This is a genomic window from Streptomyces sp. NBC_01465, assembly GCF_036227325.1.
GTDB lineage: Bacteria > Actinomycetota > Actinomycetes > Streptomycetales > Streptomycetaceae > Streptomyces.
This window is the reverse complement of record NZ_CP109467.1, coordinates 3,750,663-3,764,425: the sequence shown is the minus strand read 5'-3', so window position 1 is coordinate 3,764,425 and position 13,763 is coordinate 3,750,663. Positions and strand designations below refer to the sequence as shown.

The following is a 13,763-nucleotide window of genomic DNA, read 5'->3' as shown; positions in this document are numbered from 1 at the left end:
AGGCCGGGGTCGGGCGGGGCCCCCAGTTCGGGGGCTCTGCCCCCGGACCCCCGGTCCTCAATCGCCGGACGGCTTGATGTGGCAGGACAGTTGTTCGGGTGCGGCCCACGGGGAGTTGTCCGCTCCGGATAGGCTGGGCGGATGACGCGAGCCGAGCAGCCAACGGTCGTGAGCCCCAACTCCGACGAACTAGCCGCAGACTCACGCGAGCGCGCCGTACGGGCATTGCTGCGTTTCCCCCCGCTCAGGCGGTTGTGGAGCGCGCATCTCGTCGGTGCAACCGGCGATGCACTCGCCCTCCTCGTGCTTCTGCTGCTGTCGTTGCAGGCGGCCATCACGCAAGGATCATTCGGGGGCGGATACCGCGGTGTCGCCCTCGCCGTCACCGCCGTCTTCGGCGCCCGCGTGCTGGCCACGCTGCTCTTCGGGGCGGTGTTGCTCGGGCCCGTGTCCGCGCTGACCGCGCCCGGTGGGCCGCTGGACCGGCGCTGGACCATGATCGGCGCCGACGGGCTCCGGCTCGCGCTGCTCGTCGTCGCACCGCTGTGGATCGACTGGACCCCGGACAGGGCCCTCGCCTTCCTCCTGGTCACCGTCTTCCTCGGCGGAGTCGCCGAACGCTTCTGGACCGTGGCCAAGGAGAGTGCGGCACCCGCCCTGCTCCCGGCCCCGCCCATCGAGGGCGCCGCCGTGCGCCCGCTGCCCGACCACCTGGACGCCCTGCGCCGGCTGTCTCTCCGTACGGCCTTCGCGGCGATCCCCCTCGCCGCCGCCGCGCTTCTCGTCGCGACGCTGATCGGGCGGCTGCTCGGGACCGGGATCGACTGGTTCTCGCTGCACCAGGCCGCGCTCGGGTCGTACGTCGCCGCGGGGCTCTTCGGCGCCTCCGTATCGACGCTGTACTTCCTGGAGCTGCCCGGCGGTCAGACGCCCCGGCCGCGCTCCCCGCTGGAGGGCCTGCGTCGGCCGTCGGCCGGGAGCGGTCCCGACAACGGGCGCACCGGGGCGACCCCGCTGCTTGTGCTGGCGGGTGCCGCTGTCGCCGGAGCCATTGCTTCCGCCGCTGCTGTTTCGGTTCTGCACGCCATCGATCTGCACGGCGGGCCTGTCGCCTTCTCGCTGCTGATCCTGGTGCTGACCGGCGGCGTGGGTGTCGGGATTCGTAGTGCGGCTGCTGTGCTGCCCGCGCTTTCGCGCCGACGGCTCCTCGCCATCGCCATCGCGCTCACCGGTGTCGCACTGCTCGCCATGGGCCTCGTCCCCGACCTGGCGACCGTCCTGCTCATCGGGACGCTCGCCGGTTACTCGGCCGGAGTCGCCGCCGCCACCGCGCACACGCTGATCGACCTGGAGACCGAGGAGTTCCGCCGCGCGCGGACCACCGAGCACCTCCAGGCCGTCGTACGGGTCGCCGTCGCGCTCGGCGCGATCGTCGCCCCGCTGCTGGCCGGCGCGATCGGCCCGCACCACCTCGGCAACGGCACGTTCGTCTTCGCCCACGGCGGGGCCGCGTTCACGCTGATGCTGGTCGGCGCACTGCTGCTGCCGGTCGCAGCCCTCGTACTCGCCAAGACCGACGACCGCTCCGGCGTCCCGCTCCGCCGCGATCTGCGCGACGCGCTCACCGGCGGCGACGACCCGGCGCTGGCCCAGTCGGCCACCGGCTTCTTCATCGCCCTGGAGGGCGGCGACGGCGCCGGCAAGTCCACGCAGGTCGAGGCGCTCGCGGAGTGGATCCGCGCCAAGGGTCACGAGGTCGTCGTGACGCGGGAGCCGGGTGCGACGCCGATCGGGAAGCGGCTGCGGTCGATCCTGCTGGATGTGTCGAGCGCGGGTCTGTCGAATCGTGCGGAGGCGCTGTTGTACGCCGCCGACCGTGCGGAGCACGTCGATTCGGTCGTACGGCCCGCCCTGGAGCGCGGCGCGATCGTCATCACCGACCGCTACATCGACTCGTCCGTGGCCTATCAGGGCGCGGGCCGGGACCTCTCCCCGACCGAGATCGCCCGCATCAACCGCTGGGCGACCCACGGTCTCGTACCGCATCTGACGGTGCTGCTCGACGTCTCGCCCGAGACCGCGCGCGAGCGCTTCACGGAGGCGCCGGACCGGCTCGAGTCGGAGCCGATGGAGTTCCACCAGCGGGTGCGGACCGGCTTCCTGACCTTGGCCGCTGCTGACGCGGGGCGTTATCTGGTGGTGGACGCCGGGCAGGAGCCGGAGTCGATCACGACTGTCGTACGGCACCGACTCGACCAGCTCCTTCCGCTCTCCGAGGCCGAGGTCAAGGCCAAGGAGGACGCACGCAGGGCTGCCGAGGCCGAGGCCAAGCGCCTCGCCGAGGAGGAGGCCGCGCGCAAGGCGGAGGAGGAGCGGCTCGAGCGCGAGCGCCAGGCCCAGCTGGAGAAGCTCCGCGCCGAGGAGGAGGAGCGCAAGCGCATCGAGCTGGAGGAGGCGCGCCGCCGCGAGGAGGAGCGCCAGGCCGAGGAGGCCAGGCTCCGGGCCGAGGAGGCGCGCCGTCTCGCCGAGGAGGAGCGGGTACGCCGGGAGGCCGAGGAGCGGGCTCGCGCCGCGGAGCAGGAGCGGCTGCGCCGGCAGAAGGAAGAAGAGGACCGGCTGCGCGCGGAGGCGGACGAACGCCGCCGCGAGAAGCAGCGCAAGGCGGAGGAGGCGCTGCTGCGGGCCGAGGAGGCGAGGCGGCTCGCGGAGTCGGCTTCGGTCGCCGCGGCTGCGGCTGCGCAGAGTTCGGCGGCGGAGGGTGCTGCCGCGGCTGCGGAGGCTTCGGATGCCGAGACGACGGTCGAGACGCCGGTCGTCGGGGCGAACGAGATCACGCAGCCGGTGCGGAGTCCTGCTCCCGCTCCTGCGGAGGACTCGGAGGAGACCACGGTCATGCCGCGGGTCCCGGACGCCGACGAGACCGCGGTGATCCCGAAGGTCCCGGACGCGGAGGAGACCGCGGTGCTTCCGCCCGTACGGGAGGACCGGGTGCCGCCCGGCTTTTTCCGTGACGAGGCGGGGTCCGCGCAGTCCGCGCCGGAGAGCGCGAACGAACGCACCCGCGAGATCCCCAAGGTCGACCCGAGCAGGCCGCGGCCGCGGTCCGACTGGGCGGAGGAGACCCCGCTGGACGATCTGCCGTCGCTGGCGGACGAGTTGCTGGGCGACCGGGACGAGGACGAAGGGCGCGGACGCGGGGGCCGGGGGCGGCGCTAGTCGGGGGCGGGGAGGTTTTCCCCGATCCCGCCCCTTCCCGAAGCTGGGGCTCCGCCCCAGACCCCCGGGACCCCGCTTGCGGGGGCTTCGCCCCCTGCGCCCCCGTACGCGACCTTCGGCCGCGTGTCCTCAAGCGCCGGACGGGCTGAAATTCAGCCCGTCCCCGATTGTCAGACCCCTGCCCCACAATGGGACCCGTAGCAACGCACAACGCACCAGCAGAGCCACCAAAGGGGCGACCACCATGGCCGTATGGGACGACCTCGTCGGGCAGGACCGGGTCCAGGCGCAGCTGGCCTCCGCCGCCCGCGACGCCGACGCGCTCGTCACCGCCGCGGCCACCGGCGGGACCGCCCCCGACGTGTCCAAGTCGACGATGACCCACGCCTGGCTCTTCACCGGGCCGCCGGGGTCCGGGCGGTCCACCGCAGCCCGTGCCTTCGCCGCCGCCCTGCAGTGCGTCAGCCCCGACCGTGCCCTCGGCGGCGCCCCCGGCTGCGGGTTCTGCGACGGGTGTCACACCGCCATGGTGGGCAGCCATGCCGATGTCGAGGTCGTCCGTACCGACCTCCTCTCCATCGGTGTGAAGGAGACCCGCGACCTGGTCCGCCGCGCCCAGCTCTCCCCGGCCACGGGCCGCTGGCAGGTCATCGTCCTGGAGGACGCCGACCGCCTCACCGAGGGCGCGGGCAACGTCCTTCTCAAGGCCGTCGAGGAGCCCGCTCCCCGTACGGTCTGGCTGCTCTGCGCGCCCTCCCTGGAGGACGTGCTGCCCACCATCCGCTCCCGCTGCCGCCACCTCACGCTCCGTACGCCGCCCGTCGAAGCCGTCGCCGACCTGCTCGTCCGCCGTGACGGCATCGACCCGCAGGCGGCGCTCGCCGCGTCCCGCGCCACCCAGGGGCACATCGGGCGCGCCCGCCGCCTCGCCACCGACGACCGCACCAAGGCCCGGCGTGCCGCCGTCCTCAAGATGCCGCTCCGCGTCGAGGACATCGGCGGCTGTCTCAAGGCCGCCCAGGAGCTGATCGACGCGGCGAGCGACGACGCCAAGCAGATGGCGGAGGAGGTCGACGAGAAGGAGACCGAGGATCTGAAGGCTGCGCTCGGCGCGTCCGCGGGGGGCCGGATGCCCCGCGGCACCGCAGGGGCGATGAAGGAGCTGGAGGACCGGCAGAAGCGCCGCAAGACCCGTACGCAGCGCGACAGTCTCGACCTCGCCCTGACCGATCTCACCGGCTTCTACCGGGACGTGCTGGCCCTGCAGTTCCGCTCCGGAGTGGCCATCTCCAACGAGGACGTACGCGACTCCCTCGACCGGATCGCCCGCGCCTCGGGCCCCGAGCGCACCCTGCGCCGCATCGAGGCGATCACCGCCTGCCGCCGCGCCCTGGACCGGAACGTGGCCCCGCTCCTGGCGGTCGAGGCGATGGCGGTGGCGCTGCGCGCGGGCTGACGCGCGGGCCGACGCCAGGTGGGAGGCGTTGACCGTCTCACTCGTACGAGCGCGAACGCGCACCGCCCGTCAGCAGCCGACTACGCTCCGGGGATGGACACCAGGCGCCTGCTCTCCACCCTCGCGACCACGCTGGCCACGGCCGGCCTGCTCATCTCCGGCTGTACGTCGGGGAGTTCGACCCCGAGCGCCTCGGCGTCGGCGACCGCGACCGGGTCGTCCAAGGCGGCTCCGGCCGCCGCCCTCGCCACGTACTACGCGCAGAAGCTGACCTGGCGCGACTGCGGCGCCCCTGGTTTCGAGTGCTCCACCATGAAGGCCCCGCTCGACTACTCCCAGCGCGCCTCGGGCGACATCAAGCTCGCCGTCTCCCGGAAGAAGGCCACGGGCCCGGGGAAGAAGATCGGCTCGCTGTTGGTCAATCCGGGCGGCCCCGGCGGCTCGGCGGTCGACTACCTCCAGGGGTACGCGGGGATCGGCTACCCCGCCCAGGTCCGGGCGCGCTACGACATGGTGGCCGTCGACCCGCGCGGTGTGGCCCGCAGCGAGCCCGTCGAATGCCTGACGGGCAAGGAGATGGACGCGTACACGGAGGTCGACCAGACCCCGGACGACGCGGCGGAGACCCGCCAACTCACCACGTCCCTCAAGGACTTCGCGAAGGGCTGCGAGAAGCGCTCCGCCACCGTCCTGCCCCATGTCTCCACGGTCGAGGCGGCCCGCGACATGGACATCCTCAGGGCGGTGCTCGGCGACGACAAGCTCCACTACCTCGGCGCCTCGTACGGCACCTTCCTCGGCGCGACCTACGCCGAGCTCTTCCCCGACCGCGTCGGCCGCCTCGTCCTGGACGGCGCGATGGACCCCTCGCTGCCCGCCATCGAGATGAACCGCGACCAGACGGCCGGCTTCGAGACCGCCTTCAAGTCCTTTGCCGCGGACTGCATCACGCACAAGGACTGCCCGCTGGGCACCACGTCCGTGGCGGACGCGTCGGCGAACCTGAAGGCGTTCTTCAAGAAGCTCGACGCGCAGCCCGTCCCCACCGGCCAGTCGCGCACGCTCGGCGAATCCCTCGCCACCACCGGTGTGATCGCCGCGATGTACGACGAGGCCGCCTGGCCCGAGCTGCGCGCCGCCCTCACCCGCGCGATGAACGACGACGGCGCCGGCCTGCTCTCCCTCGCGGACTCCTACTACGAGCGCCAGGAGAACGGCAGTTACTCGAACCTGATGTTCGCCAACGCCGCCGTCAACTGCCTCGACTCGCCGCCCTCCTTCACCGGCCCCGACGCCGTCACCCTGGCCCTGCCCTCCTTCGAGAAGGCCTCCCCGGTCTTCGGCGAGGGCTTCGCCTGGGCCTCCTTGAACTGCACGTACTGGCCGACCCCGGCGACCGGCAGCCCGCACCGCATCGCGGCGAAGGGCGCCGCCCCGATCGTGGTGGTGGGCACGACCCGCGACCCGGCGACCCCGTACAAGTGGGCCAAGTCCCTTGCCGCGCAGCTGGATTCGGGCACGCTCCTCACGTACGAGGGGGACGGCCACACGGCGTACGGCCGCGGCAGCGACTGCATCGACACGGCGATCAACACCTACCTCCTGGAAGGCAAGGTTCCGGCGGACGGGAAGACCTGCCGGTGAACGGAAGCTGACGCACCCTCAAAACTCTCCGGAACTCCCGCTCCCGGCCCCTCAGGGGCCGCTGGGGCGGGAGTTCCGCCGATTACCGTCGACCCTCTCGGCACAGGGGGACGGGGAATTCGGGGGATTAGGGGATGTCGACGGAACTCACCCAGGCGCTCTGGGCGGTCATCGCGACCGTCCTCGCCTCGGCCTGCACGGGCCTGTGGCAGTACTACCGCCTGCGCCACCGCATCGCGTACCGCGTCCAGCTCAACATCCCCATCAGCATCATCCGTGACGGCCCCGGCGGCGCGGTCCGCCTCCGCCCGCCCGGCACGGGCCCCTCGGACGGCTCCCCGGGCGAATCGGCCAGCCTCGTCCTCCTGCGGATCGAGAACGTCGGCTTCCAGGAGCTCCGCACCGAGGACATAGAGCATTCGCTGTACGTACGGTTCCCCGGCCGCACCCTCATCCACGTCGAGCCGGTCGAGGTCGAGCGCGACGTCCTCCTCGACACCCTGCGCAGCCCGCCGGGCCTGCACGCCACGGGCGAGCGGCTGCCGATCCCGCGCTTCGCGATGAAGCGCAAGGACCACTTCAAGCTCCTGATGCTCCTCGACGGCCCGCACGGCGGCGACATCCGCCTCAACGGCCATATAGGCGGGGGCGACATCGTCCGCGGCCATGCCCGCCTGGAGCGCGCCAAGGCGTTCCGCAACTCCGCCCTGCTGCTCACCCTGGGCCTGGGTTTCCTGGCCGGTTACGTGGCGGCCCCGCGCTCCGCCGCCCCTTCCAGCTGCCCGAGCGGCCCCCTCACGGTCACCGGCTCCACCGCCTTCAAGCCGGTCCTGGACCGCGCGGTGACGTCGTACGCCGCCGCCTGCCCGCACGCCCCCGAGATCAAGGTCGAGCTGGACGGCAGCGCGGCGGGCATCCGCTCGGTCACCACGTCCGCCCGGATCGCCTTCAGCGACACCCGTCTGCCGGGCAACGAGTCGGGCCTGACCGGCGCCCCGGTGGCGGTCACGGTCTTCCGGGTGGTGGTCAACCGCTCGGCGAAGATCGACAGCCTCACGCTCCCGCAGCTACGCGACCTCTACGCGGGCCGCGTCCGCAACTGGAAGGCCCTGGGCGGCGCGGACCTCCCCGTACGCCTGGTGGGCCGCAACGGCGACTCCGGCAGCCGCCAGATATTCGAGTCCAAGATCCTCGCCAACCACCCGGAACCCCCGACGACCTCGGGCGACTGCCGTAAGGCCGACCGCGACCTCTCCCTCCCCACGATCCGCTGCGAACGCCCCACCACGGACGAACTCCTCACCGCGGTGGACACCACCCCCGGCGCCATCGGCTACGCGGACGCCGGAGCGGCCGCCTCCACTGCCCGCGCGCACACCCTCGCCGTGGCGCTGAACCGGGTGACCCCGTCGCTCGACGCCCTGAAATCGGGCCGCTACCCGTACTGGTCCATCGAGTACGCCTACACCCGCGGCCGCCCGCCCGCAGGCTCCCCGGCCGCCGCCTTCCTGGACCGCCTGGCAGGCCCGCACGGCGAATCGGCGATCACCGCGGCAGGCAACTACCCGTGCGATCCGGGAGCCCGGGGCCTCTGCGGCTGACCTGGGGCGGAGGTGATCCGGGGGTGGTCCGGAGCACGGTGTTAAACCCTGTAGACTTGGCCCCGCTGCTGACCGCACCATGGTGTGGAAGACGGCGCGCCGCCTTAGCTCAGTTGGCCAGAGCAACGCACTCGTAATGCGTAGGTCTCGGGTTCGAATCCCGAAGGCGGCTCGGAATCACCCCAGGACTCACTCGCCGTGACCTGGGGTTTTTTCATGCCCGGGGCGCGCCGAGCCGCACGACGGGGATGCCGTGGAAGGGCTTGCGTGAGCGATGCGTGAGCGGAGGGCTCGGCGATCTACTTCTTGGGCCTCTTCGCCTTGCCCTTCTTCTTGCTCATGGCCTTCGCCTTCTTGGCGGCCTTCGCGGCCTTGCGGGCCGCCTGCTCGGCCTCGGTCCTGCGCTGGAGGGGGACCAGCTTGGCGGTGGCCTCGGCCGCGCTCTTGCCGACGTGGGGCAGGACGCTCTGGTAGATGTCCCGCGTGATGCGGGTGTCGCTGTGCCCGAGGGTGTCGGAGACGATCTTGACGTCGATGCCGGCGGCGAGCATGAGCGTGGCCGCACCGTGCCGGAGGTCGTGAAGCCGGATCGGCGGAAGACCAGAGGCGGCGACGAGGCGCTCGAAGAGGTCGGTCACCTTGCCGGGGTGGAGCCAGGAGCCATCGGCCTGAGTGAAGACCAGGCCGGTGTCCACCCAGGCCGTCGCCCACTCCTCGCGGTCCGCGTCCTGCTGCTTGCGGTGGCGCTCCAGGACCTCGACGGTGTCGTCGTCGAGCGCTACGACGCGGAAGCCGCTGTCGGTCTTGGGCTCGGACGTCTCGACCTCCCATCCGTCCTGGACGAGTTGGGAGGAGACGGTGAGGGAGTGGATGTCGAGGTTGGTCTCCGACCAGGGCTGGCCGCATGCCTCGCCGCGTCGCAGGCCGCGGAAGGCGATCAGGTGCCACATGGCGTACAGCCGGTCGGTGGCGACGAAGTCGAGGAAGGCGCCGGTCTGTTCGGGCGTCCAGACCATGACGGGAGACGGCTTCTCGCCGGTCTGCTGCCACTTGGCGACGCGCTCGTCCGTCCAGACAAGAGCCTTCGGCTTGCGTACGGAGTCGATCTCGACGTGGGCGGCCGGGTTGAAGGTGATGATCTGCTGACCGATCGCATCGTTCAGTGCGGCGCGCAGCGTTGCCTTGATGTGCTGGCGGGTGGAGGGGCCAGTGATGCGCCGGAAGGGCGGCATCGCATCGATAGCGGCCTTCATCGCCTTGCGGCGGGCGCGATTGTCCGTCCCCTTCCACGGCACTGCCGCCAACTCGTCGATCGCAGTTCGCCGTTGGGCGTTCTGCTCCAGGATCTGGGCGTTGGCGTCGCGGATGTCGGTGAACATCTCGCTGAGGTGGCTGACGCGCAGCCGGTCGAGGCGCCGGCTCCCTATGCGCGGCTTGAGGTGCATGCGGATGTCGGTCTCGTAGCGGTTCAGGCCGGACTTCCGTATGCGCTTGCCCGCCAGCCACTGGTCGAGCCACTCGCTCACCGTCAGGCTGCCGATGAGGTCCTGGCCGGCGTTGAGACGCCGCCTCGTCTCCTCGACCTGTGGCAGGGGAACCTTCTCGCTGCTGACCTCCGCCAGCATCGCGGCAAGGAGCTCGATGCCCTCGGGATCATCCGACTTGGCCAGGCCGAGGAGAGCGCGGACATGGTCGAGGTCGGCCTGGGCGGCCTTGCGGCTGTCGTAGCCGCCACGGGCGAAGGACCTGCGGCTGCCGTCTTCGCGCGGCGGCAGCTCCTGGCGTATGGAGTAGGTGCAGTGGTTCCTGCTGTTGCGCTTGGGGCAGGAAGTGCCGAGCTCCTTGCCGGACTTCGGGTCACGGCAGGAACAGCGGCGGTAGGCAGAGCCCTTCAAAGGTCAAACTCCTCGGTGTCGTCGTCGGTTTCGGGTGGGTCGATGTCGGTGAGTTCGGGTGGCAGGTAGGGGAGGAGGCCGCGGTCTCGGCGGATGAAGGAGCGGGCTACGCGCAGGCGTTGCTTGGCGTTTTCGATCTGCTCCAGGCTGGTGGCCTGTTCGCGTAGGGCCTTCGCTCGTTGGGTGGCATCGGTTGCCCGGTTGACCGCGTACTGCGCGTAGCTCTCGCTGGCGATCGCGGAGCGCGCCGCGGCGATGGCCTGGATGTGTTCTTGCTGGTAGCGGAGCATGTCGCGGTCGGCCAGGGAGCCGTTGTCCTGGGCGATGAACCAGGTCATGGCGTTCCAGGGGGCGATGCGGTCCTCGTAGGGGAGTCGCTGGACTTCGGGGATGTACCCGATCGGGTAGATGAGGCAGATCGGGTTGGTGCGCAGGGCTTTGGCCAGGACCATGACGTCGACCAGGGGCAGGTTGGAGCGGCGGCCGGATTCCATGTTGGCGATGACGTTGCGCGGGATGGGGTGGCCGAGCTCTTCACATCGCTCGGCGAGGTCCTGGGCGCTCATGCGCAGCTCCTTCCTTCGGCGTCGGACCTCTGCGGCCACGGTGGCCATGACGTGGTCGGTCCACTCGGGGACGTCGTCATCGTCCTCGTACTCAGCATCGGAATCGTGTTGTGTCATGAAGACACATTAGCTTTCCTAACGTTGATTCCGTGGCTTGGAGACGAACGCGATCGCCGTGTTCGCCGAGAGCTGTGTCATGGACGGAGCGCGCATGCAGGAGAACGAACTCGCCGAGCAGGCAAAGGGCATGACGCGGGAGGAGCTGCTGGCGCTGCCGGTGGCCGTTGACCTGGAGACCGGCAATCGGGCGCTGGGTCTGGGGCGGAGCAAGGGGTACGAGCTCGCGAAGCGCGGTCTGTACCCGTGCAAGGTGCTGCGGCTGGGGAACGCCTACCGGGTGGTGACCGCCGACCTGTTGGCCCTGTTGGGCCTTGCCGCATGAGCGGGCGTGCGCATAGCAGGCGCTTCTGCGCTGAGCTGACACAGAAACGCTGGACTGCGGGCGGGTGTGACCGTACTGTCCGTGGTCCCTCGCGGTGCCCGAGTGCCCGCGAGAAAGGGGTGAGCCCCCGACGCGCCAACGTCGGAGGCTCCGAACGCCTCATCGCCCGTAATCCCACGAACGCCCTGCGCGGCTCGGGCCTGCGTGCCCAAAGCCGCCGGAAGAGGAGCTGCTCCATGCAACCTGCCACACCCGAGCCTCATTCCGCACCTGCCCAGGCTCTCTGGCCGACCACGGCCATCCCCGGCCAGCCCGGCGCGCACCTGGCCGGTCCGAATACTGAGGGCGCCGACCGTACCGAGCCTGCCGCCGGTCCCGGGGAGGAAGCTGCGCCGGGCGGGCTGGAAGCGATGCCCGATGCGGCGGCGACACCTGGCTCCGGCCTGCTGGATGAACTGCGTGCGGAGATAGCGAAGTTCGTGATTCTGCCCTCGCCGGAGGCGCTGGATGCGGTGACGCTGTGGGCGGCGGCGACGCATCTGCAGCGTGCGTGGCAGCACGCGCCGCGTCTGGCGGTGGTCGGTCCGGCCAAGCGGTGCGGCAAGTCGCGGCTGCTGGATGTGCTGGTCGAGATCGTGCACGAGCCGATGCTGACCATCAACACCACACCGGCGGCGATCTTCCGGTCCATCACCGAGGATGATCCGCCGACGCTGCTGGTGGACGAGGCGGACACGATCTTCGGCCCGAAGGTCGCGGAGAAGAACGAGGAGACGCGCGGCCTGCTCAACGCCGGTCACCAGCGGGGCCGTTACGTGACGAGGGTGGTGGGCAACGACCACACCCCGCACCGGTTCGCGACCTTCGCGATGGCGGCGATCGCGGGGATCGGCGACCTGCCCGATACGATCATGGACCGGGCGGTCGTGATCCGTATGCGGCGCCGTGCCGAGGGCGAGAAGGTCAAGCCCTTCCGTTCCCGCCGGGACATCCCGGGCCTGCACGAGCTGCGCGACCGCATCGCCGCGTGGGCCGGGCCGCTGCTGGAGCAGGCGGCGAGCCTGGAGCCGGACCTGCCGGTCGAAGACCGGGCCGCCGACACCTGGGAGCCCCTGGTGATCGTCGCCGACCTCGCGGGCGGCGCGTGGCCCCGGCTGGCGCGGATCGCGTGCGCGCGGATGGTCGCCGCCGAGGTGGCGGCCGAGGAGGACCACCCCAGCGGGGCACGGATCCTCGCCGACATCCGCCGGATCTACGCGGGCCGGGGCGAGCCGGAGAGCCTGACCACCGAGGAGCTCCTTTTCCTCCTGCGCCAGGACGCCGAGAGCCCGTGGGTGGAGTGGGGCCGCAGGGGACTGGACGCGCGTGATCTCAGCGGGTTGCTGCGCGAGTACGGCATCAAGTCCGGCAACGTCCGCATCGCCGACGGAACGCAGCGCAAGGGCTACATGCGCAACAAGTTCCTCGACCCCTGGCGCCGCTACTGCCCCACCGTTCACCCAGTGAACACCCCGACTGTCCCGACCAGGGACAACCGGCCCGTCCCGACTGGGGACAACGCGCGTGTCCCGATTCGGGACAGCAGACCTGCTGGCCTCAGCGAGAGCTGAGCCCGCACTCCTCCCGGTTGCCGTCCTTGCCGTCCCTGCCGTGATCTCGCAGGTCAGACAGGGTGCGCGCAAGACGGCAGCCGGGCCCAAGACGGCAACACGATCATCAACCGCGTCCTCCCGCCAAGACGGCGCCCGGTTCCGTCTCGACGCGTCCCAGCCGTCCCTGCCGTATCGCCGCAGGTCACAGCCCTAACCGCTGGGACGGAAGGCGCACCCGCCCCTGTTCCGACCCGGAACACGGCCCGCGTGAGGCCGGGCCCGCCCAGGACCCGCCGCTTCGTGTCCCGAGAAGGGACAAGACGGTGGCGGCGTTCGCCGGGACGAAGCGCCATGGCGGTTGCCGTACCCGCGCTGACCTGCGCTTGCAACGGCTGAGACGGCCAAGACGCCCCACAGCACCCCCAGGAGTAGTCCGCTTGAAACTCTCTTCTCTTCGCCACCAGATGCGCCGCAAGTTTCCACGCAAGCGGCCCGGCACACGAAGGCCGCAGGTGACCAAGCATGCTGCCGAACAGTTCGTGCTCATCACGGCGGGCATCGTGATCGTTGCCCTGACGGCCGGAGCGTTCTGGCTGTCCTACGCGCACCTTGCCGAGGTGGCCGGCCAGCACGGACTGGGCGGCTCCCCGATACGCCAGTGGGCCTGGCCCGCAACGTTGGACGCGTTCATCGTCGCGGGCGAACTCCTCATGCTCCACACGGGCCTCCGCGGGGAGGGCGACTTGTCGGCCGTCGCGCTGACCGCGACCGGATCGCTCGGCTCCATCGCGCTGAACGTGGCCGGGGTCAATGGGACCGGTCATGGCCGCGACATACCGCTGCTCGACTACGTGGTGGCTGCGGTGCCGCCGACCGCAGCCCTGCTGGCCTTCAGCGTGCTCATGGGCCAGATCCACCGGCTGGTCGACCGCTCCGTCAGCAGCGCGGAGCCTGCTTCGGTCCAGGTACCGAAACCACCGGTCACCGCGCCCACCCAGCAGGTTGAGCGAGTCCAGCCCAGCGGGCTGCCCGCCGCGGTATCCGCCCAGTGCCCGGAACCGTCAACGGAAGTTGCGCAGCGCAGGCCGCGGGGAGGCCGTCCGCCCGGCGCCCCGCTGGAGGTACTCGTCGAGACCGGCCGAGTCGCGGTAGCCGACCAGGGCAAACTCACTCGCGCCGTCGTCCGCAAGGCAGTTGAGGCCAAAGGACTCACGATCGGCAGCAAGCGGCTGACCGAGGTGATGAACATCCTCCGGCCCGAATTCGAAAACGCCACCGAGACCCATCCGGCCAACGCCTGACCGGAACCCGACCGGGTGGCCGGAACCTCTTCCGACCACCCGGCTCCGGT

Annotated in this window: 9 protein-coding genes and 1 tRNA gene; 8 read left to right on the top strand and 2 right to left on the bottom strand. The window is 71.1% G+C overall.

What is annotated here, in order from left to right; all coding sequences use genetic code 11:
• The first annotated feature begins 141 nt into the window (after positions 1-141).
• The 5 genes from tmk (at position 142) to OG707_RS17665 (ending at position 8,089) form a co-directional block, all read left to right on the top strand.
• Entirely contained in the window at positions 142-3,216 is a 3,075-nt protein-coding gene (tmk, locus tag OG707_RS17685; protein WP_329119331.1) for a dTMP kinase, read from the top strand.
• Between the two features lie 244 nt (positions 3,217-3,460).
• The gene (locus tag OG707_RS17680; protein ID WP_329119329.1) at positions 3,461-4,672 is read left to right on the top strand and encodes a DNA polymerase III subunit delta'; all 1,212 of its coding nucleotides are present in this window, start codon (positions 3,461-3,463) and stop codon (positions 4,670-4,672) included.
• A gap of 93 nt (positions 4,673-4,765) precedes the next feature.
• Complete coding sequence (locus OG707_RS17675) at positions 4,766-6,316, top strand: alpha/beta hydrolase (RefSeq protein ID WP_329119327.1); 1,551 nt, start codon at positions 4,766-4,768, stop codon at positions 6,314-6,316.
• A gap of 134 nt (positions 6,317-6,450) precedes the next feature.
• On the top strand, positions 6,451-7,917 hold the full coding sequence (locus tag OG707_RS17670; RefSeq protein ID WP_329119325.1) for a PstS family phosphate ABC transporter substrate-binding protein: 1,467 nt from the start codon (positions 6,451-6,453) through the stop codon (positions 7,915-7,917).
• 98 nt (positions 7,918-8,015) lie between these two features.
• Positions 8,016-8,089: transfer RNA gene (locus OG707_RS17665), tRNA-Thr, on the top strand.
• 127 nt (positions 8,090-8,216) lie between these two features.
• Here OG707_RS17665 and OG707_RS17660 read toward each other — a convergent pair.
• Both OG707_RS17660 and OG707_RS17655 read right to left on the bottom strand, forming a co-directional pair.
• Positions 8,217-9,812: a tyrosine-type recombinase/integrase gene (locus OG707_RS17660; protein ID WP_329119323.1), complete on the bottom strand. Its 1,596-nt coding sequence runs from the start codon at positions 9,810-9,812 to the stop codon at positions 8,217-8,219.
• On the bottom strand, positions 9,809-10,495 hold the full coding sequence (locus OG707_RS17655; RefSeq protein WP_329119321.1) for a helix-turn-helix domain-containing protein: 687 nt from the start codon (positions 10,493-10,495) through the stop codon (positions 9,809-9,811). Before OG707_RS17655 ends, OG707_RS17660 begins: the two co-directional genes overlap by 4 nt.
• Before the next feature lie 94 nt (positions 10,496-10,589).
• Between OG707_RS17655 and OG707_RS17650 the strand changes: the two genes are divergently transcribed.
• From OG707_RS17650 to OG707_RS17640, 3 genes are all read left to right on the top strand, one after another.
• Complete coding sequence (locus OG707_RS17650; protein ID WP_329127846.1) at positions 10,590-10,820, top strand: hypothetical protein; 231 nt, start codon at positions 10,590-10,592, stop codon at positions 10,818-10,820.
• A 236-nt stretch (positions 10,821-11,056) separates the two neighbouring features.
• The gene (locus tag OG707_RS17645) at positions 11,057-12,430 is read left to right on the top strand and encodes a DUF3631 domain-containing protein (protein WP_329119319.1); all 1,374 of its coding nucleotides are present in this window, start codon (positions 11,057-11,059) and stop codon (positions 12,428-12,430) included.
• Positions 12,431-12,924: 494 nt separating this feature from the next.
• Positions 12,925-13,713: a DUF2637 domain-containing protein gene (locus OG707_RS17640; RefSeq protein ID WP_329119317.1), complete on the top strand. Its 789-nt coding sequence runs from the start codon at positions 12,925-12,927 to the stop codon at positions 13,711-13,713.
• Positions 13,714-13,763 lie beyond the last annotated feature (50 nt).

Coding starts and splice junctions, on each gene's coding strand:
- tmk (WP_329119331.1), top strand. CDS start 142: ATGACGCGAGCCGAGCAGCCAACGGTCGTGAGCCCCAACTCCGACGAA.
- OG707_RS17680 (WP_329119329.1), top strand. CDS start 3,461: ATGGCCGTATGGGACGACCTCGTCGGGCAGGACCGGGTCCAGGCGCAG.
- OG707_RS17675 (WP_329119327.1), top strand. CDS start 4,766: ATGGACACCAGGCGCCTGCTCTCCACCCTCGCGACCACGCTGGCCACG.
- OG707_RS17670 (WP_329119325.1), top strand. CDS start 6,451: ATGTCGACGGAACTCACCCAGGCGCTCTGGGCGGTCATCGCGACCGTC.
- OG707_RS17655 (WP_329119321.1), bottom strand. CDS start 10,495: ATGACACAACACGATTCCGATGCTGAGTACGAGGACGATGACGACGTC.
- OG707_RS17650 (WP_329127846.1), top strand. CDS start 10,590: ATGCAGGAGAACGAACTCGCCGAGCAGGCAAAGGGCATGACGCGGGAG.
- OG707_RS17645 (WP_329119319.1), top strand. CDS start 11,057: ATGCAACCTGCCACACCCGAGCCTCATTCCGCACCTGCCCAGGCTCTC.